We start from the raw sequence: 19,620 nt of genomic DNA, 5'->3' as shown, positions 1-19,620 counted from the left end.
GGTGGAGTATGTCCGGGTCACCGCTGTGGTGTGAAGCGCAGCAGGTTCCAGGAGGTGGCGGGCAGCGCCACGGTGCAGCGGCCGCCGTCGAGGGTGGGGGTGGTGAGGTCCCGGGGCGTTACCCGCTCGGGGTCGGCCTCGGTGTTCGTGGCGGCCGGGTCGGCCCCGGCCGCGAGCGTGGTGTGCGCCGCGCCGCGCAGCCCGGGCAGGCCGCGCAGGTCCAGGTCGATCGGGAGGTCGGCCGGGCCCCGGTTCACCGCGAAGACGGCCAGGCCGCCGGTCTCCTCGTCGTGCACGGCGACGGTGTCGAGCACCGGCACGTCGCCGTACCGCTTCGTGGCGTACGTCGGGCCGACCGGCTCGGTGCGCAGCACGGTGCCGCGGGCGTACCGGGCGGTGAGCGCGAACGGGTGGAAGATGCTCTGCCGCCAGGCGGGGCCGCCGGTGCGGGTGCGGATCGGGGCGATGACGTTGGCGAGCTGCGCCTGGCAGGCCACGCCGACCCGGTCGGCGTGTCGGAGCAGCGTGATCAGCAGGTCCCCGACCACCACCGCGTCGTCGGCGGTGTAGTCGTCCTCGATCAGCGGCGGGGCCTCCACCCAGCCGCGCCGGTCCAGGTCGGCCTGGAGGCGGGACTGGTACCAGACGTTCCACTCATCGAAGGAGACCTTGAGCTTGCGCTTCTGCCGCAGCTTCGCGCCGACGTGGTCGGCGGTGGCGGTCACCTCGGTGATGAAGGCGTCCATGTCGACCGCGGAGGCGAGGATGCTGGCCCGGTCCCCGTCGGAGGGGTCGTAGTAGGTGTGCGCGGAGATGTAGTCGACGTGCTCGTAGGTGTGCTCCAGCACGGTCGCCTCCCAGCCGGCGAACGTGGGCATGCTGCGGTTCGAGCTGCCGCAGGCGACCAGGCTGATCGAGGGGTCGATCAGCTTCATCGCGCGGGCCGTCTCGGCGGCCAGCCGGCCGTACTCGTCGGCGGTCTTGTGCCCGACCTGCCACGGCCCGTCCATCTCGTTGCCGAGGCACCACAGCCGCACCCCGTACGGCTGCTCGGCGCCGTGCTTGCGGCGCAGGTCGGACAGGCGGGTGCCGCCCGGGTGGTTGGTGTACTCCAGCAGGTCGCACGCCTCGGGCATGCCTCGTGTGCCGAGGTTGACCGCCATCATCGGTTCGACGCCGGCCTCGGCCGTCCAGGTCATGAACTCGTCCAGGCCGAACGCGTTGGTTTCGATCGTCTTCCAGGCGAGGTCGAGTCGGCGCGGTCGGTCGCCGGCCGGGCCGATGCCGTCCTCCCAGCGGTAGCTGGAGACGAAGTTGCCGCCCGGGTAGCGAACCACGGAGACGCCCAGTTCCCGGGTCAGTTCCAGCACGTCACGCCGGAAGCCGTGCGGGTCGGCGTCGGGGTGCCCGGGTTCGTAGACCCCGCCGTAGACGCAACGCCCCATGTGCTCGACGAAGGAGCCGAAGAGCCGGCGGTCGGCCTGGCCGACGCGGAACGCCGGGTCGATGGTGAGCTGTGCGTTGGGCACGGGTGCCACCTTTCCGTCGGTGCCGTTCCCGGTGACCCCGGTCACCGGTTCCCCTGGTTTGTACAACGTTGTAAGCAACGATGTAAAGAGGCTGTTACGGCGTCGTGACGCGGTAGAGTTCGGCCAGCGGTCGGCGGGGAGGACGTTCGGTGCGGCACAGGCTGAAGGACGTGGCGGAGCGGGCCGGCGTGTCGGTGAAGACCGTCTCGAACGTGGTCAACGGCTACCAGCACGTCCGCGCCGACACCCGGGCCCGGGTCGAGGAGGCCATCGCCGAGCTGCACTACCGGCCCAACCTGTCGGCCCGCAACCTGCGCAAGGGGCGCACCGGCGTGATCGCCCTGGCCGTGCCCGAACTCGACATCCCCTACTTCGCCGAGCTGGCCCGGCACGTCGTCGACGCCGCCGCCGAGCACGGCTGGACCGTGCTCGTCGACCAGACCGGCGGCGGCCCGGAGCAGGAACGCAAGGCCGCCAGCGGGATCGGCGACCACATGATCGACGGCCTGATCCTCAGCCCGCTCGCGCTCACCGCCGACGACCTCGCCGGCCTCGCCGGCCTGCCCATGGTGCTGCTCGGCGAGCGGGTCGACCACGGCCCCGCCGACCACGTCATGATCGACAATGTGGCCGCCGCCCGGGAGGTCACCGCCCACCTGATCGGCCTCGGTCGCCGACGGGTCGCCGCGATCGGCTCCCAGCGCACCCCCGAGGGCGCCAGCGCCCGGCTACGCCTGGCCGGCTACACCGCCGCGCTGGCCGAGGCCGGCCTCGACTACGACGACCGGCTGGTGGCGCCCGCGCCGGCCTGGCACCGCGCGGACGGCGCCGCCGCCATGCGGCACCTGCTCACCACCGGGGTACGCCCCGACGCCGTCTTCTGCTTCAACGACACGCTGGCCCTCGGGGCGCTGCGCGCGTTGCACGAGGCCGGCCTGCGCGTGCCCGAGGACGTCGCGGTCGCCGGCTTCGACGACATCGAGGACGGCCGCTTCTCGATCCCGACCCTGAGCACGGTCGCCCCGGACAAGGAACGCATCGCCCGCCTGGCGGTCGAACTGCTCGCCGGCCGCCTGACCACCGACCGAGAAGCCCCACCCCGCGAGTTGGTGGCCCCTTACCACCTCTCCCTCCGAGAATCCGCCCCCTAACCCCCACCCCCACCCACCCCCGGTCTCGTTGATCATGAAGTTAGCGGCGATGTGGATCTCCGAAACTGCCGCTAACTTCATGATCAACGGGGTGGTCCGGGTGGTGGGGTGGGTGGGTGGGTGGGGTGGGTGGTTGGGTGGTCAGTCGAAGAAGCGGGCCAGGTGGGAAGGGGGTGGGGCGGGGGCGTCCGTGGGGAGGGGGGTGAGGTCGGCGAAGACGGAGGCGCCGTCGCAGCCGACGTGCAGCGGATACCAGCGCGGGGTGCCGGGCGGGCGCTGACCGCAGATGCCCTTGAACGTCTGCACGTCGAGCAGGCGTACGTGGGTCGGGTCGGCCACCGCGTTGACGTGCCGCCACCACGGGCTCATGATGTGCAGCACTCCGCCGGGCCGCAGCGCCCGGTGACACTCGTCGAACAGCGGCAGAAAATCGATCAGGTGCTCGACGATGTGCACCGCGAAGAACACGTCCACCGAGTCGTCCCGCAGCGGCAGTGAGCCGGCCAGGTTGGCCACCGCGTCGACCCCGGGCGCCGGATAGATGTCCAACCCCAGGTTGCCCGGCCACTGCTTGGTGGCACCGCAGCCCAGGTCCACCACCACCGGCGGCCGACCGGCCACCCCGACCCGGCACCAGACCCCGAGCACCCCGGACAGCCGGCCGATCAGCTCCCGCACCAGCCGCAGCTCCGCCGGGTCGGCGACCTCGCCGGTCAGGTGTGCCACACCTCGGTCGAAGCGCACCTCGACGGCGGTGCCGCGCNCTGCCGGAGCCGTTCACCCGAGAGCGCGACCTGCCCCATCGCCACCATGTGCCACCTCCGGCGGCGCGTTACCCCCATTCCACCCCGATACACGCCCCCCACCCCGCCCCATCCCCACCGGCGCGAGCGGATCCGCTGACCTCCGTCGGGGCCGCCCGGTGTGGGTGCACTTGTCGTCGCCCAGGCGACAACAAGTGCACCCGAAGCCGCCCGGCCGGCAGCAATCGCCGGACAAGGTCCGTTGACCATGGAGTTGGCGGCGACAAATTGGGGCACACGCTGCCGTCAACTTCATGATCAACGCTAAGGGAGGGAGGGAGGGGGCGGGTCAGTCCTCGGTGATTCGTCCCTTCGCCACGCGCAGTCGCCGGGTCAGGGTCACCGCGTCCAGCATGCGGCGGTCGTGGGTGACCAGCAGCAGGGTGCCGGGGTAGGTGGCCAGTGCCGACTCCAGCTGCTCGATCGCGGCCAGGTCCAGGTGGTTGGTCGGCTCGTCGAGCACCAGCAGGTTGACCCCGCGCCCCTGGAGCAGCGCCAACGCCGCCCGGGTCCGCTCGCCGGGGGAGAGCGTCGCCGCCGGCCGCAGCACGTGGTCGGCCCGCAGGCCGAACTTGGCCAGCAGCGTCCGCACGTCCGCCGGGTTGAGATCGGGTACGGCGGCGGCGAACGCGCCGAGCAGTGGCTGGTCGCCGAGGAAGAGTCCCCGGGCCTGGTCCACCTCGCCCACCACCACGCCCGGGCCGAGCGCGGCGTGCCCCTCGTCCAGCGGCAGCCGGCCCAGCAGCGCGGCCAGCAGGGTGCTCTTGCCGGAGCCGTTCGCCCCGGTGATCGCCACCCGGTCCGCCCAGTCGACCTGGAGGTCCACCGGGCCGAGGGTGAAGTCGCCCCGGCGTACCACGGCGGCTCGGAGCGAGGCCACGACGGCGCCGGCGCGGGGCGCGGCGGCGATCTCCATCCGCAGCTCCCACTCCTTGCGCGGCTCCTCGACCACCTCCAGCCGCTCGATCAGCCGGGCGGTCTGCTTCGCCTTCGCCGCCTGCTTCTCGGTGGCCTCGGACCGGAACTTGCGACCGATCTTGTCGTTGTCGGTGGCCTTGCGCCGGGCGTTCTTCACGCCCTTCTCCATCCAGGCGCGCTGGGTCCGGGCGCGCGCCTCCAGACCGGCCTTCGTGTCGGCGTACTCCTCGAACTCCTCGCGGGCGTGCCGGCGCGCCACGGCGCGTTCCTCCAGATAGGCCGCGTAGCCGCCGCCGTAGTGGTTGACCTGCCGCTGGTGCAGGTCCAACTCGACGATCCGGTTGACCGTGCGGGTGAGGAACTCCCGGTCGTGGCTGACCACCACGGTGCCGGCGCGCAGCCCGGTGACGAAGCGTTCCAGCCGGTCCAGCCCGGCCAGGTCCAGGTCGTTGGTGGGCTCGTCGAGCAGGAAGACGTCGTAGCGGCTGAGCAGCAGCGACGCCAGCCCGGCGCGGGCGGCCTGCCCGCCGGAGAGCCCGATGGTCGGATGGTCCAGCCCCACGTCGAGGCCCAGCTCCGCGGCGACCTGCTCGGCCCGTTCGTCCAGATCCGCGCCGCCGAGGTCGAGCCAACGTTCCAAGGCGATCGCGTACGCGTCGTCGGCGCCCGCCGCCCCGGCGGTCAGCGCCTCGGTGGCGGCGTCCAGCGCGGCCTGGGCGGCGGTGACTCCGGTACGCCGGGCCAGGAAGTCGCGGACCGTCTCGCCCGGCCGGCGTTCCGGCTCCTGCGGCAGGTAGCCGACCGTGGCGGTGGGTGGGCTCAACGCCACCGTGCCCTGCTCCCGGGGCTGGAGGCCGGCGAGCGTGCGCAGCAGCGTGGACTTGCCGGCGCCGTTCACCCCGACCAGGCCGACCACGTCGCCGGGCGCGACGACCAGATTGAGGTCTTCGAAGAGGAGGCGGTCACCGTGGCCGGCGGTGAGATCCTTGGCGATCAACGTGGCGCTCATCAGGCCACCGAGCCTACCGGTGAGGGAGACTCACAGCCGTGGCGACCACATTGGCGATCGACTGCGGGGGCGGCGGGATCAAGGCCTCCGTGCTGGACGCCGCCGGCACGATGCGGGCGCGGCCGTTGCGCGTGCCCACGCCGTACCCTCTGCCCCCGACCTTGTTCGTGCGGACGCTGGTGGATCTCGGCGCGCGGCTGCCCTCGGCGGACCGGCTCACCGTCGGGATGCCCGGCATGATCCGGCACGGCGTGGTGGTGGCCACCCCGCACTACGTGACCCGGTCCGGGCCGCGCAGCCGCGTCGATCCGGACCTGCTCGCCCAGTGGTCCGGGTACGACGCGCGCGGCGCGCTGGCCGAGGCGTTCGGGGTGCCCGCGCTGGTCCTCAACGACGCCGAGGTGCACGGCGCGGGCGTGGTCGCCGGGACCGGCTGCGAGCTGGTGCTGACGCTCGGCACCGGGCTGGGCAGCGCGCTTTTCGACGGCGGCGTGATCGCGCCGCACCTGGAGCTGTCGCACGCGCCGGTGCGGTGGAACACCACCTACGACACGTACGTCGGGGAGCCGGAACGGCGGCGCCTCGGTGACGCGTTCTGGTCCCGGCGGATCCGGCAGGTGGTGGACGGCCTGCGGCCGGTGTTCCGCTGGGACCGGCTCTACCTCGGCGGCGGCAACTCGCGGCTGATCCGCCCGGAACAGGTGGCCCGGATGGGGGACGATGTCGTGATCGTCCCGAACACAGCCGGAATCGTCGGTGGTGTCCGGGCCTGGGAGCTGGTGGGCGACCGGTACGACCCCACGACCTGATCCTCGGACCCGTGGAACACTCGCGCTTCCGCCGGTGTTGTGCCAGCGTCGGACAAAGGGCTGACGACACGAGGAGGTGGGTCGAGTGGACCTTCTGGCGGAGTACCGGCGGGCAACCATGTTCTTCGACTCGGGGGACCCGACCGGGGCAGCCCGGCTGCTGGAGCCGATCATCGAGGCGGAGCCCGACAACTCCTCGGTCCGGCAGTTGCTGGCCCGCGCATACTTCCAGTCGGCCCAGCTCAACCGGGCCGAGGAGCACCTGCGTGAGCTGGTCGACCGGGACCCGAGCGACCATTACGCGCACCACGTGCTCGGCCGCACGTTGGAGCGGATGAACCGGCCGGCCGACGCGCTGCGGCACCTGCGCATCGCGGCGGCGATGTACTCGACCAACACCGACTACACCACCGCGCTCAAGCGGGTGGAGGGTCGGGTCGGTCGGTGACGGTCCGTCGAAGGGCAGCCCGGTCGGGCTGCCCTTCGGCGTACCTAGGATGGGACCCGTGAAGCTCAAGCTCGACCTCCACGACATCTACAACAAGGGCCACGACATCGACCGCGCGTTGCGCGGAATCATGGACGAGGCGGTGGCGAAGAAGGCCACGCTCGTGGAGATCATCCCGGGCAAGGGCTCCGGCGCGCTGAAGAAGAAGGTGCTGCGCTTCCTCGACCAGAAGGACGTCAAGCAGCTCTACCACCGCGTCGAGAAGGACTCGAAGAACTTCGGCCGCCTCTTCGTCCACTTCCGCTGGAAGTAGCGCTTGGCTGGCTCTTGATCCACCCCACTTCGCCGAAGTGGCGGGTTCCACGAGATCTTGGTATGAAATGGCCCCTATAGGGGCCATTTCATACCAAGATCTGCACGGCTGAACCGACGGCCGGAGTGGGCTAGACGCAGACCCGGCAGTAGAGCCGTTCGTCCCGGGCCGTCGCTCGACGAGCCAGAACCCCCAGCTCGATCAGGACCTCGGCCAGGATCGACGGCTCACCCTGCCCCCAGAACTCCTCGGTCTCCGACCATGGCACCGCCACCTCCCGTAGCTGACTCTCCGACGCGGCGGCCAGCGCGGTGTGCAGCTCGTCGGTGAGCGAGATGACGAGCACCTCGCCGTCGTGACGGACCGCGACGGCATTGCCCCACCTCGGGCTGCGCGTCACCACGTCGTAGTCGCGGCCGGTCAGGAGCGCCTCCAACGTGCCGAGCTGCACGGTGGGCTCGATCCCTTTCAGTTCGACGACCTCGAACCCGGGATCGGCAGCGGCGCGCGGACCGGCCAGGACGTCGGCGACCGCGGCGGCCGTCTCGTCGGTGGGCGCCGAGAAGTAGTCACAGAGAATTCCCACGGCGCGATCATGCAAGGTGACGAACGGATCGGGGAATCCCTTGCGGCCAACGCTGATCGATCTCATCCAACCCGAGCAGCTCCACGATCCGACGGTATGGCGGGGTTGTACCAGATCAACCCTATGATGCGATGAGTCGGTGACGGGCCTGCGCGCCGTTCGATCTGACTTGGAAGCCCGGCATTGGCCGGAGCAGGATCACGCGGGTCGGCGTACCCGGTAGGCCAGGTGGGTGACCCCGACGCCCTCGACCACCCGGAACGGCCCGTCGAGATCGACAGGCGCGATCCCCAGACCGGAGAAGAACGGAATCCCGTCGCCGAGCAGCACCGGCACCAGGTCCACGTGCACCTCGTCGAGCAACCCCGCCTCCAGCACCTGCCGCGCGATCGTCCCGCCGTTCACCCCGACCTCCCTTCCGCCGGCGAGGGAGCGGGCACGGGAGATCGCCCGCTCGATGCCGTCGGTGACGAACACGAACGACTCGCCCTCGGGCGCCCAGCCGTCCGGGACCCGGTGGGTCACCACGACCACCGGCTTGTCCAGCGGGTGCCGGCCGCCCCAGCCGTTGGTCAGGTCGAACAGCGTGCGGCCGACCACCAGCGCCCCGGTGCGTTCGGTCAGCGCCCGGATGTGCTCGGCGCTGGCCGCCGACGTGCGGAACGTCATCTCCGGGTTGGCGGTGGGCGTCTCCACGTCGCCGTTGCCGTACCACTGGAAGAGGTGGTCGAAACCGCCGTGCGACGGGTCCGCGATGTAGCCGTCCAGGGACATGGTCGCGCCGGTGGTCACCTTGCTCATGGTGGGCTCCTCGGAATCTGGTCGATGCCTTCACGGAGGTAGACGCCGGGGCCGGGAGAAAGTCACCGGTGCGGTCGCAGCCCGTCGAGCGCGGTGGCGACCAGGCGATCGGTGTACGCGGTGGTGAGCGGTCCGCCGCGGTGGAGCCAGCGTTGGAACAGCGGGCCCCAGATCAGGTCCACCGCGACGTCGAGGTCGACGTTCTCGGCGATCTGTCCGGCCTGCTGGGCACTGCGCAGGCGCTGCCGTTTGGCCTCCCGCAACGGCCCGTCCAGCCGTTCGGCGTAGGCGGCTGCCAGCTCGGGGTCGTGGGCGATCTCGGTGGCCAGCGCGCGCATCGGTGGCTCGTACCGGGGGTCGGTCAGCTCGGCGACGGTGGCGCGTAGCACCTCGGTCAGGTCGGCCGCCAGGTCGCCGGTGTCCGGCAGTTGGATCGGTTCGCCCTCGGTGCCCTCGCTGAGCATCAGGAAGGCGTCGAAGACGACCGCGCCCTTGGAGGGCCACCAGCGGTAGATGGTCTGTTTTCCCACGCCGGCCCGGGCGGCGATGCCCTCGATGCTGACCTTCGCGTAGTCGACCTCCTGGAGCAGGTCGAAGGCGGCGGTGAGGATGGCGCGGCGGGAGGTCTCCCGGCGGCGGGCCGTGTTGGGCGGCGTCATGTGGGGTACGGTATCAGAACGAGACGGACCGTCTCGTCTCGTTCACGGAAAGGGAGCCGACATGCAGAAGACCTGGTTCATCACCGGTGCCAGCCGTGGCCTCGGCCATGCGTTCGTCGAGGCCGCGCTCGACCGGGGTGACCGGGTGGTCGCCGCGGCGCGGACCGTCAGCCGGGACAGCTTCGACGCCCGGCACGGCGACCGGCTGCTGACCCTGACCCTCGACGTGACCGACCGGGCGGCCGTCGTCGCCGCCGTGGACACCGCGGTCGCGCACTTCGGGCGGCTCGACATCGTGGTCAACAACGCCGGCACGCTGTCCATGGGCATGATCGAGGAGTTCACCGAGGCGCAGGCGCGCGCCCAGTTCGAGGTCAACGTCTTCGGCGCGCTCTGGGTCAGCCAGGCCGTGCTGCCGCACCTGCGCGCGCAACGGTCCGGCCACATCGTGCAGGTCTCCAGCATCGCCGCGCTCGGTGGCTTCCCGAGCACGGGGCTGTACAGCGCGAGCAAGTTCGCCCTGGAGGGCATGAGCGAGGCCCTGGCGGCGGAGGCGGCGGCCTTCGACGTCAGGCTCAGCATCGTGCAGCCGGGCGGCTACTGGACCGACCTCTACACCGACGTCAGCGCCACCACCCCGATGGACGCGTACGCGCCGCTGCGCGCCGAACTGGAGCGGCAGTGGGCGGAGGGATCGGTCGACAGTGAGCCCCGGCTGGCCGCCGAGGCTCTGCTGCGACTCGTCGACAGCGACGACCCGCCGCTGCGGCTGCTGCTCGGCAGCATGGTGTACGACCTGGCGTTCGACCTCTCCCGCCGGCGGATGGACACCTGGGCGGGCTGGGAGCGGGTCAGCCGCGCCGCCGAACGCCCGGTGCCCGCCCCCGGAACGGCCGGTTAGAGCGCGTACGAGCGGCCCACCGCCAGCATCTCCGAGCTGTGCGAGCCCACCACCCCGACGTTCGCCGGCCGGGGCCGGAACCCGGGCAGCGCGGACAGCCCGTCGCTGGCGTCCATCGCGCGCACGGTCACCGTCTCGGCCGAGGACGTCAGCGTCAGCGTCACCTCCACCCCTTCCGGCGGCGGGGCGTGGAACACGATGCCGAAGCCCCAGCGGCCCTCGCGTACCTTCACCGGCACGTTCCGCCCGGCCACCGACGCGGACCGCACGGTCGCGGTGCGCGTGTCGACGTGCAGCGTGAGCAGCCGGACCGGCCGCTGCGGCGTCACCTGCACCTTCACCACCCGCTGGTCGCCGGTGCGGTCGTCGGCCAACACCTCCAGCTTCGGCGCGGGCAGCGACGCCGCCGGCGCCGGGCCGGCGCGCAGCTCGCCGTCGCCCAGCCCGGGGAAGTCGTCGGTCACCGAGATGGTCCGGTCGACGTAGCGGTCGGTCCAGGGCTGCGGGCGGTCCTCGTGACTCAGCCAGGCGGCCTTGCCGCTGCCGGCGTCCAGCGCGTACATCAGGTGGGTGGGCACGGGGTGCGCGGCGTCGAAGCGGTCGACGGTCAGGCCGACCCCGGCGAGCNGGGCGCGCAGCGCGAGCCGGCCGCGTTGGCCGCCGGCCCGCGGGTGCAGCAGGTCCACCACGGGCAGCGCGGCCAGGCCGAGCAGCACCGCGACCAGGGCGGCCACCGCGCCCAGGCCCATGCCGAGCGCGGGGAAGAGCAGCACCACGGTGGGCAGCAGGATCACCACGGCGACCGCGCCGGCCAGCGTCACCGCGACCACCGGCCACGGGCCGTCCTGGCGGGTGGCGAGCGCCGCGAAGGCGGCGAGCGCGCCGGCCAGGGCCGGCAGGGTCGTCAGGTACGCCCCGCCGGGCACCAGCACGGCGAGCAGCACGCCGAACAGGGCCAGCCAGAGCAGCCCGCCGAACGCCAGCGCGGCCGGGCCGACGCGGCGGCGCAGCAGCGCGTACCAGCAGAGGAGCACGGCGGCGGCGAGCGCCACCACGGCGAGCCGGTACCAGACCGGACGGTACGGGTCGAGCAGCTCGGCGTACCCGGGTCGGATCGTGGTGATCGCGGCCCAGAGCAGCCACGCGCCCAGCGGGGCCACGACGACCGGCACCAGGGCCAGGCCGGCGCCGGCGGCGAGCGTGCCGGCGGTGGCCCGCCCCCGGCGGCGCAGCAGCCAGCCCAGCGCGCCGACCGCGAGCAGCGCGGCCACGGCCAGCGGCAGGGTCAGCCAGCCGGGGTAGCGGACCAGCCCGCCCGGCACCGGGAAGTAGGTGGCGTCGTGGCCGGCGCGCAGGTCGCCCAGGTCGGTGCGGCCGAACTCGCGGGCCAGGCCGAGCGCGTTGTCGCCGTGCATCTGGAGGCTGCCCCGGTCCATCCGGGCCGGCACGTCCAGCGGGGTGTGGTAGATCGCGGCGCCGTCGATGTAGGCGGAGTTCAGGCCCACGAACTTCCGGTCGAGGAAGGCGGTGAAGTCGGTGTCGTTGGGCAGCGCCCGGTAGATCTCCACCGCGAACGAGGTGCCCACCGGGTGCGGCGCGGCCCGGCCGAACACGTCCACGAGCTTCGCGTTGTTCCGGGAGGTCTCGAACATGATCACCGGGCCGGTGGAACCGCGCGCCTCCAGGTTGAGCACCACCCCGCCGTCGCGGGCGAGCGGGTGGTCGGCGGCGAAGCCGGCGGCCCCGCACAGGCACGCCTCCTCCGCGTCGGTGAGCACGAACACCACGTCGTTGCGGGGGCGCGGGCCGGTGGTCAGCGCGCGGGCCACCTCCAGGATGGTGGCGGTGCCGGCGGCGTCGTCGTTGCCGCCGGGCCCGGTCTGCACCGAGTCGTAGTGGGAGACCAGGAAGACCTTGCCGGTCGGGTCGGTGCCGGGGAGCCGGGCCACCACGTTGCGGACCCGGGCCAGCGTCGCGCCGCCGGCCGCGCCGGACAGTTGCCCCGCCTCGGGCGCCACGGCGTCCTGCACCTCGGTCTGCAGGCCCAGCCCGCGCAGCGCGCCGACCAGGTGTTCGCGTACCCGGTCGTTGGCCTCGCTGCCGGCGACGTGCGGCCGGGCCGCGATCACCTCGACGTTCCGGTACGCCCGGGCGGCGCTGAACTCACCGGCCGGCGCGTCGGCCGGGCGCGGCGCCGGGGTGGCGAGGCCGACCAGGACGCCCGCCCCGACGGCGAGCAGCGCGACCNGGCAGCCGGCGGCGCGGCTTGGCGAGCGCCCGGTCGGCGGGGCGGGTGGGGGGTGCGCCCACGGGGACTCCTCGGGGGTGGATCTACGGGGGTGGGCATCATCCTGCACCCCGCCGGCGGCGGTGGCACTCCCCGGTCGGTGCGCTGGCGGGTCTGGCAGCGCTCCCGCGTAACATCGTGGGTCGGTCGTGCCGCTGTTCGGGTGGACGGGTCACGCGCCCGCCCATGCCGACGGCGGTCGTGTCGTGTGCGACCGTTGACTCAGGCAGGAACGTCCGGGGCGCTCGGAAGGAGCCCGACATCACCAGCGAACTCCCGCGTCTCGCGGCGGTGGCCCGGCCGCACCGGGGGCCCGCCGCGCCGGGTGCCGCCGTCGTGCCGCAGGCCGGTTCGGGGTTCCACGGCGGCCTGCCGCCGGGCGAGCGGCTGCGGGTGCTGCTGGTCGAGGACGACGAGGGCGACGCCTTCCTGGTCGGCGAGCTGCTCGCCGAGACCAACTCGATGATCGACCTGCTGGTCGCGACCAGCCTCAGCGAGGCCCGCCAGCGGGTCATGGGCGTCGACTGCGTCCTGCTCGACCTGGGCCTGCCCGACGCGCAGGGCCTGGACGGGCTGCGCCGGGTGCTGGAGATGGCCAGCGGCGCCGCGGTGTGCGTGCTGACCGGCCGTTCCGACGAGCACCTGGGCATCGTGGCGGTCGCCGAGGGCGCACAGGACTACCTGGTCAAGGGTCAGGTCGACGGTGTCCTGCTGACCCGTGCGCTGCGTTACGCGGTGGAGCGCAAGCGGGCCGACGAGAACGCCCGCCGGCTGCGCGAGGTGGAGCTGCGCCAGGCCGAGTCGGCCCGCCTGGAGCGGGGCCTGCTGCCGCAGCCGTTGATGACCACCGACGAAGTGTCGGTGCACACGTTCTACCGGCCCGGCCGGCACGCCGCGCTGATCGGCGGCGACTTCTACGACGTGGTGCAGACCCGCCCGGACCGGATCGACCTGATCGTCGGCGACGTCTGCGGCCACGGCGTCGACGAGGCGGCGCTCGGCGTCGAGCTGCGCGTCGCCTGGCGGGCCCTGGTGCTGGCCGGGGTGCCGGACGACGAGGTGCTGCCCGCGTTGGAGCAGGTGCTGATGAGCGAGCGCCGGCTCCAGGAGATCTTCGCGACGGTCGCCACCGCCCGCCTCGACCTGGACACCGCNCGGCCACCCGCCGCCGCTGCTGCTCAGCGGCGGTAAGGTCGCCCCGGTTCCGGCCAAGGGCGGGCTGCTGCTCGGCGTCCGGCCCCGCCGTCCCGTTGCCTTCGATCTGGAGTTCGACACCGATGACTGGTCCCTGCTGATGTACACCGACGGCCTCATCGAGGGTCGGGTCGACGGCGGCGACGAACGGCTCGACGTGCCGGGGCTGACCGGCCTGCTCGCCGACCCGGCCAACCGGGCGGTCCCGCTGGCCGACCTGCCCGCCTGGCTGGTCGGCCGGGCCGAGCAGATCAACGGCGGGCCGCTCGCCGACGACGTGGCGATGCTGCTGGTCACGCGCGGCGGTGGCCGGTGAACACGCAGGGCTGGACGCTGCGGCGACGGGTGGGAACGCTGCTCGGCGTGGTCCTGGTGCTGCTGCTCGGGCTGGCCGGCGCGGAGGCCGCGGTGGCGGCGAAGAACCGGCAGAACATCGACGCGGTGCTGCTGCGGACCGGCCCGCTGCGGGTCCAGGCGCAGGAGCTGATGAGCGCGCTGCTGGACCAGGAGACCGCGGTGCGCGGGTACGCGGTGAACGGCGACCGCAACGACCTCGCCCCCTACCAGGAGGGCCTGCGACGCGAGCAGAGCCTGGTCACGTCCATCCGCGGGCTCTCCGCCGACTATCCGGGCGTGCGCCGCGAGCTGGCCGTGATCGAGCAGGAGACGGCGCGGTGGCGGGCCCAGGTGGCCGAGCCGGTGATCACGACCACCGAGCGCAGCGGCCCGGCGGCCGGGCAGGCGTTGATCACCGATCAGACCCGGCGGCAGTTCGACGGCATCCGGACGTCGGTGACCACGCTCCAGGGGGAGATCCTCACCGTCCGGCAGCAGGCCGCCGACCGGGTGAACTCGACCAGCAACGCGCTCGTCGTGCTGCTGATCGTCGCCGCCCTGGTGGTGGCGGTGGCCGGCGCGGTCATGCTGCTCTCGCTCGACCGGATCCTGATCCGGCCGCTGGCCGGCCTGGTCGGGCAGGTACGGGAGGTCGCCGAGGGCGACTACCAGCACCGCATCGAAGGGTCCGGTCCGCCGGAGTTCCGCCGGCTCGCCGACGACATCGACCAGATGCGCCGGAAGATCGCCCAGGAGCTGGAGGAGGTACGCCAGGCCCGGGAACGGATCGAGTGGGTCAACAGCCAGCTCCAGAAGCAGGCGGAGGAGCTGACCCGGTCCAACCGTGACCTGGAGCAGTTCGCGTACGTCGCCTCGCACGACCTCCAGGAGCCGCTGCGCAAGGTGGCCAGCTTCTGCCAGCTCCTCCAGCGGCGCTACGCCGGCCAGCTCGACGAGCGGGCGGACCAGTACATCGCGTTCGCGGTGGACGGGGCGCAGCGGATGCAGCGGCTCATCAACGACCTGCTCGCGTTCTCCCGGATCGGCCGGTTGACCACCGGGTTCACCGAGGTCGACCTGAACAAGGTGATGGGCGACGTGGCCGGGCAGACCGAGGCGGCCCGCCAGTACGCCGACGGGGAGCTGACCTGGGACCGGATGCCGACGATCCGCGGCGAGGAGCCGCTGCTGACCAACCTGCTGGCGAACCTGGTCAGCAACTCGGTCAAGTTCCGCCGCGCCGACGTGCCGCCGAAGGTGCACGTCTCGGCCCGGCTGGTCGACGGCGAGTGGGAGATCAGCTGCCGGGACAACGGCATCGGCATCGAACCGGAGTTCGCCGACAAGATCTTCGTGATCTTCCAGCGGTTGCACTCCAAGGACGCGTACCCGGGCACCGGCATCGGACTGGCGATCGTGAAGAAGATCGTGGAATACCACGGCGGCCGGGTGTGGGTGGACACCGACGTCGAGGAAGGCACCACGATCCGGTTCACGCTGCCCGCCCTGGAGGCCGACATCGAGGCGGCGCGGGCGGCCGAGAAGGCGGCGGCGGCCGAAGCGGCGGCGGAGGCGGTGGAGGGGTCGAACGGGGACGGGGCGTCGGCCGGGGAGGGCGCCGAGGCCGCCCCGGTGGACGTCGTGCGGCAGCCGGACGGACCGGCACGGGAAGAGTCGCCCACGGAGGCGGACCGACACGATACAAACGGTGGCATGAAGGAGACGGTGGGATGACCGCGCCGGCCGACGGCAAGAGCCCGATCGAGGTCCTGCTGGTCGAGGACGATCCGGGCGACGTGCTGATGACCCAGGAGGCGTTCGAGGAGCACAAGCTCCGCAACCGCCTCACGGTCGTCTCCGACGGCGCCGAGGCCCTGGCCTACCTGCGCCGCGAGGGCCAGTACGCGGACGCGGTATCGCCCGACCTGATCCTGCTCGACCTGAACCTGCCCCGCCGGGACGGTCGGGAGGTGCTGGAGGAGATCAAGAAGGACGAGCACCTCCGCCGGATCCCGGTCGTGGTGCTCACCACCTCGCAGGCCGACGAGGACATCCTGCGCAGCTACCAGCTGCACGCCAACGCCTACGTGACCAAGCCGGTGGACTTCGAGCGCTTCATCTCGGTCGTCCGCCAGATCGACGAGTTCTTCGTCAGCGTGGTCAAGCTGCCGCCGCGTGGCTGACCCGCTGCTGGACGACGTCGCCGCGCTGCTCCGGGAGGCCGCGGCCGACGTGGTCGTGCCCATGTTCCGCCGGCTCGACCCGTCCGACATCTCCGAGAAGGCACCCGGCGAGGTGGTCACCGTCGCCGACCGCGAGGCCGAGAAGCTGATCTCCGACGGGCTGCGACGGCTGCGCCCCGGTTCCGTGGTGGTCGGCGAGGAGGCGGTCGCCGACGACCCGGACCTGCTGCGGCACCTGCGCGGCGACGGCGACGTCTGGCTGGTCGACCCGGTCGACGGCACCTCCAACTTCGCCGCCGGGCGGCGGCCCTTCGCGCTGATGGCGGCGCTGCTCACCGACGGCGTACCGGTGGCCTCCTGGGTCTACGACCCGCTGGACGGCACGATGGCCGCCGGCCGGCTCGACGCGGGCACCCGGCTGGACGGCACGCCGGTGCGGGCCACCCGGTCGATGCCCGAGGTGGGGGCGCTGCGCGGCACCGCGATGACGAAGTTCCTGCCCGCCGAGTTCCGCCGCGACGTCGAGGCCGGCGGCCGGCGGATCGGCGAGTTGCTGCCCGGCCAGCACTGCGCCGGCCGGGAATACCTGGACATCCTCACCGGCGCGCAGCAGTTCGTGTTGTTCTGGCGCACCCTGCCGTGGGACCACACCCCGGGCACGCTGCTGGTCCGGGAGGCCGGCGGCGTCGCCCGCCGCTTCGACGGCACCGACTACCACCCGGCGGACGAGGGCCGGGGCCTGCTGGTCGCGGCCACCGAGGAGATCTGGGACGAGGTGTACGCGGCGCTGCTGGCGAGCTGACCAGCGCTGAGCGACGGGCTCGGCACGCTGCGTCGATGTTTTCCGTCATCGGCGGTCACGAATCCGGCTCGGCGCGCGTGGTCCGGTATCGTGACCGGCGGTTGACGGAAGGACCATCACGTGCCCAGGACCAGGCTCACCGGCCGGCGCGTCCGCCGGTCGCTGCTCGCGCTGCTGACCGCGACGGCCGTGCTGCTCGGCGCCGGCCTCGCCGCCGCCGGCCCGGCCGCCGCCGCGCCCAGCCCGAACGCCGACGACGAGGGTGGCAGCAAGCAGCTACGGGCGGCGCTGGAGGCCGCGGCGAAGGGCCACATCGACGCCAAGAACAAGCTGGACAACTCCAAGCGCCGGCAGGCCGCGCTGGCCGCCCAGCTCAAGGACATCGAGGTACGCCTCGTCGGGCTGACCGCCGAGGCCGGCGAGGTCGCCGTGCAGTCGTACCAGCAGGGGCGGCTGACCCCGGCGTCGATGCTGCTGGCCAGTTCCGGACCGGACGACTTCCTGCACCGGGCGGTCGAGCTGGACATGCTGGCCCAGCGCAACAGCAAGCGGCTGGGTGACCTGGCCGCCGCGAAGGCCGAGGCCGCCGAGTCGAAGCTCGCCATCGACGCCGAGGTGCGGGAGCAGCAGAAGCAGGTCACCGTGCTGGCCCGGAAGAAGAAGGACGCCGAGGTGGCGCTGGCCAAGGTCAGCTCCGGCGCCGGCGCCGGTTTCGGCGGCAGCTCCTCGTCGGCCAAGCCGGCGCCCCGCAACTCGGACGGGTCGTGGCCGTCGGAGTCCTGCTCGGTGAGCGACCCGACGCCGGCGGACGGCTGCATCACCCCGCGTACGCTGCACATGCTCCAGCAGGCGAAGGCGGCCGGTTACAAGCGGTACGCGTCCTGCCACCGCAGCGGCGGGGGCGGCGAGCACCCGAAGGGACGGGCCTGCGACTTCGCCGCCGCCACCGACGGCTTCGAGGACCGCACCGCCACCGGCGGCGACAAGTCGTACGGGGACAGCCTCGCCAACTGGGCGAAGAACAACGCCAACCGGCTCGGCATCATGTACGTGATCTGGTATCGGCAGATCTGGATGCCGAACACCGGCTGGCGCGCGTACAGCGGCGGCGGCAGCCCGGCGGCCGACCACACAAACCATGTTCACATCTCGATGTATTGACCCGAACGGTCCGAAACGCCGCGTACCCTCGCCACGGTGAGCAGCACATCGTCCGACACCGTCAGCACACCGGCGACCGCCGAGCCGGCCCCGCCACGGGCCCTGCCGAACGGGCTCGCCGCGTTCCTGGTCTTCCTCTCCAGCGGCGCGGTGCTGGTGCTGGAGACCGTCTCGCTGCGCCTGGTCGGCCCGTACGTCGGGGTGACCCTCCAGGTGACCAGCTCGGTCATCGGCATGGCGCTGGCCGCCATCGCGTACGGGGCGTGGATGGGCGGGTGGCTCGCCGACCGGCGGGACCCGCGCACCCTGCTCGCCCCGGCGCTGGTGCTGGCCGGCATCGCCACCGCGATCACCCTGCCCATCGTCCGGTACGCCGGTGAGGTGCTGCGCGGCGGCGCGGCCAGCGCGGTGCTCCTGCTGACCGCGCTGACCGTGCTGCTGCCCGCCGCGCTGCTCGCCGGCATCACCCCGCTGGTGGTGAAGCTCCAGCTCGCCGACCTGCGCCGCACCGGTCAGGTGGTCGGCAAGCTGTCCAGCATCGGCACGCTCGGCGGCATCACCGCCACGCTGGGCACCGGCTTCATCCTGGTCGCCGCGCTGCCCAGCTCGGTGATCGTGCTGGCGCTCGCCGCGGTGCTCGGCGTGACCGGGCTGGCGCTCGGGTTCTGGCTGCGTCGGCGCTCGGGTGCCACGCCGTCGACGCCGGGCCGGGCCAAGGCGGCACTCGCGCTGCTCGGTCTCGCCGCCGCGGGGTTCACCGCGGCGGCACCGAACCCGTGCGACGTGGAGACCGCCTACCACTGCGCCCGGGTGGAGGAGGACCCGGACTCCCCGGATGGGCGCACCCTCTACCTCAACTCGGCCGAGCACTCCTACGTCGACCTGGCCGACCCGACCCACCTCAAGTACTCGTACGCGCAGTGGATCGGCCTGGTCGCGGACCTGGCCCGGCCGGCGCGGCAGCCGATGGACGCGCTGCACCTGGGCGGCGGCGGCTTCACCGTGCCCAACTACCTGGCCGCGACCCGGCCCGGCAGCGACAACCTGGTCTTCGAGGTCGACGGCGGCCTGGTCGAGCTGGACCGGCGGGAGATGGGCCTGCGCACCGGGCCGAAGCTGCGCGCCCGGGTCGGCGACGCGCGGGTGCTGCTCGGCGCCGAGCCGACCGACAGCCGCGACTTCGTCGTCGGCGACGCGTTCGGTCACCTGGTCGTGCCCTGGCACCTGGCGACCCGGGAGATGGCCGCCGACATCCGCCGGGTGCTCCGACCGGACGGCATCTACGTGCAGAACGTCATCGACTACCCGCCGGACCGGTTCATCCGGGCCGAGCTGGCCACCGTCTCCGCCGTGTTCGAACACGTCGCGCTGATCGCGCCGCCGGGTGCGATCGCCGGCCGGCACGGGGCCAACTTCGTGATCGTCGCCTCGGACGTGCCGTTGCCGCTGGCCGGGATCCCGGCCGGCCTGAAGCCGCTCCCCGAGCCGGCGGAGCTGCTCGACGAGGCGCGGACGGCCGAGTGGATCGGGGACGCGCGGGTGCTCACCGACGACTACGCGCCGGTGGACCAGCTCCTCGCGACCGCCTGAACGGGTGACTTCCCTGACCGATTACGACCGCACAGGTGTAGCGAGGTCGACTTCGGGCAACTGCACCGACCATGGGCGGAGCGGTCAGGAACGGCGTGCAACTGCTCGGTGAGCGATACCGGTTGGTCGAGCAGTTGGGC

The 19,620-nt window shown here is 72.7% G+C and carries 16 protein-coding genes and 2 pseudogenes; 11 read left to right on the top strand and 7 right to left on the bottom strand.

The features are described from left to right. Positions 1 to 17: 17 nt before the first annotated feature. Entirely contained in the window at positions 18 to 1,529 is a 1,512-nt protein-coding gene (arfA, locus tag B1205_RS10065; protein ID WP_089155404.1) for an arabinosylfuranosidase ArfA, read from the bottom strand. Between the two features lie 149 nt (positions 1,530 to 1,678). Between arfA and B1205_RS10060 the strand changes: the two genes are divergently transcribed. Then, entirely contained in the window at positions 1,679 to 2,680 is a 1,002-nt protein-coding gene (locus tag B1205_RS10060) for a LacI family DNA-binding transcriptional regulator (RefSeq protein ID WP_089155329.1), read from the top strand. Positions 2,681 to 2,821: 141 nt separating this feature from the next. Here B1205_RS10060 and B1205_RS10055 read toward each other — a convergent pair. Both B1205_RS10055 and B1205_RS10050 read right to left on the bottom strand, forming a co-directional pair. After that, positions 2,822 to 3,492 (bottom strand): annotated as a pseudogene (locus tag B1205_RS10055) (methyltransferase domain-containing protein). A 280-nt stretch (positions 3,493 to 3,772) separates the two neighbouring features. Beyond that, positions 3,773 to 5,410 carry an ABC-F family ATP-binding cassette domain-containing protein gene (locus B1205_RS10050; protein WP_089155328.1) on the bottom strand — a complete coding sequence of 546 codons (1,638 nt, stop codon included), beginning with the start codon at positions 5,408 to 5,410 and terminating at the stop codon, positions 3,773 to 3,775. Positions 5,411 to 5,448: 38 nt separating this feature from the next. Here B1205_RS10050 and B1205_RS10045 point away from each other — a divergent pair, with 38 nt between their 5' ends. From B1205_RS10045 to B1205_RS10035, 3 genes are all read left to right on the top strand, one after another. Next, positions 5,449 to 6,219: an ROK family protein gene (locus B1205_RS10045; protein ID WP_089155327.1), complete on the top strand. Its 771-nt coding sequence runs from the start codon at positions 5,449 to 5,451 to the stop codon at positions 6,217 to 6,219. Between the two features lie 85 nt (positions 6,220 to 6,304). Further along, positions 6,305 to 6,667 (top strand): tetratricopeptide repeat protein, encoded by a 363-nt coding sequence (locus B1205_RS10040; RefSeq protein WP_089155326.1) that lies wholly within the window; start codon positions 6,305 to 6,307, stop codon positions 6,665 to 6,667. Between the two features lie 58 nt (positions 6,668 to 6,725). After that, complete coding sequence (locus B1205_RS10035) at positions 6,726 to 6,980, top strand: Smr/MutS family protein (protein WP_013288724.1); 255 nt, start codon at positions 6,726 to 6,728, stop codon at positions 6,978 to 6,980. 130 nt (positions 6,981 to 7,110) lie between these two features. On the opposite strand, the gene B1205_RS10030 is transcribed toward B1205_RS10035, so the two are convergent. The 3 genes from B1205_RS10030 to B1205_RS10020 all read right to left on the bottom strand — a co-directional run bounded on the left by B1205_RS10030 (position 7,111) and on the right by B1205_RS10020 (position 9,026). Then, a complete protein-coding gene (locus B1205_RS10030; RefSeq protein ID WP_089155325.1) occupies positions 7,111 to 7,566 on the bottom strand; it encodes a hypothetical protein in 456 nt (151 codons plus the stop codon). Between the two features lie 198 nt (positions 7,567 to 7,764). Continuing rightward, positions 7,765 to 8,367 (bottom strand): dihydrofolate reductase family protein, encoded by a 603-nt coding sequence (locus B1205_RS10025; RefSeq protein WP_089155324.1) that lies wholly within the window; start codon positions 8,365 to 8,367, stop codon positions 7,765 to 7,767. 62 nt (positions 8,368 to 8,429) lie between these two features. Continuing rightward, a complete protein-coding gene (locus B1205_RS10020) occupies positions 8,430 to 9,026 on the bottom strand; it encodes a TetR/AcrR family transcriptional regulator (RefSeq protein ID WP_089155323.1) in 597 nt (198 codons plus the stop codon). Positions 9,027 to 9,087: 61 nt separating this feature from the next. Here B1205_RS10020 and B1205_RS10015 point away from each other — a divergent pair, with 61 nt between their 5' ends. Beyond that, the gene (locus B1205_RS10015) at positions 9,088 to 9,927 is read left to right on the top strand and encodes an SDR family NAD(P)-dependent oxidoreductase (RefSeq protein WP_089155322.1); all 840 of its coding nucleotides are present in this window, start codon (positions 9,088 to 9,090) and stop codon (positions 9,925 to 9,927) included. Here B1205_RS10015 and B1205_RS10010 read toward each other — a convergent pair. Then, a complete protein-coding gene (locus B1205_RS10010) occupies positions 9,924 to 11,876 on the bottom strand; it encodes a M28 family peptidase (RefSeq protein ID WP_441338464.1) in 1,953 nt (650 codons plus the stop codon). The genes B1205_RS10015 and B1205_RS10010 overlap by 4 nt on opposite strands. Before the next feature lie 629 nt (positions 11,877 to 12,505). Here B1205_RS10010 and B1205_RS10005 point away from each other — a divergent pair. The 6 genes and pseudogenes from B1205_RS10005 to B1205_RS09980 all read left to right on the top strand — a co-directional run bounded on the left by B1205_RS10005 (position 12,506) and on the right by B1205_RS09980 (position 19,480). Next, positions 12,506 to 13,724, top strand: a pseudogene (locus B1205_RS10005) (PP2C family protein-serine/threonine phosphatase). Further along, positions 13,721 to 15,478 (top strand): sensor histidine kinase, encoded by a 1,758-nt coding sequence (locus B1205_RS10000; protein ID WP_254909819.1) that lies wholly within the window; start codon positions 13,721 to 13,723, stop codon positions 15,476 to 15,478. The pseudogene B1205_RS10005 and the gene B1205_RS10000 overlap by 4 nt, the downstream one beginning before the upstream one ends. Continuing rightward, positions 15,475 to 15,927 carry a response regulator gene (locus tag B1205_RS09995; protein ID WP_089155320.1) on the top strand — a complete coding sequence of 151 codons (453 nt, stop codon included), beginning with the start codon at positions 15,475 to 15,477 and terminating at the stop codon, positions 15,925 to 15,927. Before B1205_RS10000 ends, B1205_RS09995 begins: the two co-directional genes overlap by 4 nt. After that, positions 15,920 to 16,729 (top strand): inositol monophosphatase family protein, encoded by an 810-nt coding sequence (locus tag B1205_RS09990; protein WP_089155319.1) that lies wholly within the window; start codon positions 15,920 to 15,922, stop codon positions 16,727 to 16,729. Before B1205_RS09995 ends, B1205_RS09990 begins: the two co-directional genes overlap by 8 nt. 120 nt (positions 16,730 to 16,849) lie before the next feature. After that, positions 16,850 to 17,890, top strand: a complete 1,041-nt coding sequence (locus tag B1205_RS09985) for a coiled-coil domain-containing protein (RefSeq protein WP_089155318.1) — start codon at positions 16,850 to 16,852, stop codon at positions 17,888 to 17,890. A gap of 36 nt (positions 17,891 to 17,926) precedes the next feature. Continuing rightward, a complete protein-coding gene (locus tag B1205_RS09980; RefSeq protein WP_089155317.1) occupies positions 17,927 to 19,480 on the top strand; it encodes a fused MFS/spermidine synthase in 1,554 nt (517 codons plus the stop codon). Positions 19,481 to 19,620 lie beyond the last annotated feature (140 nt).

This window comes from Micromonospora sp. NBS 11-29 (assembly GCF_002140155.1).
GTDB lineage: Bacteria > Actinomycetota > Actinomycetes > Mycobacteriales > Micromonosporaceae > Micromonospora.
The sequence above is the reverse complement of the archived record's forward strand: the minus strand, read 5'-3'. Positions and strand labels throughout refer to the sequence as shown.

Excerpts from the sequence above, each read along its gene's own strand:
- B1205_RS10015 (WP_089155322.1), top strand. The coding sequence starts at position 9,088 with ATGCAGAAGACCTGGTTCATCACCGGTGCCAGCCGTGGCCTCGGCCAT.
- B1205_RS09995 (WP_089155320.1), top strand. The coding sequence starts at position 15,475 with ATGACCGCGCCGGCCGACGGCAAGAGCCCGATCGAGGTCCTGCTGGTC.
- B1205_RS10050 (WP_089155328.1), bottom strand. The coding sequence starts at position 5,410 with ATGAGCGCCACGTTGATCGCCAAGGATCTCACCGCCGGCCACGGTGAC.
- B1205_RS10025 (WP_089155324.1), bottom strand. The coding sequence starts at position 8,367 with ATGAGCAAGGTGACCACCGGCGCGACCATGTCCCTGGACGGCTACATC.
- B1205_RS10020 (WP_089155323.1), bottom strand. The coding sequence starts at position 9,026 with ATGACGCCGCCCAACACGGCCCGCCGCCGGGAGACCTCCCGCCGCGCC.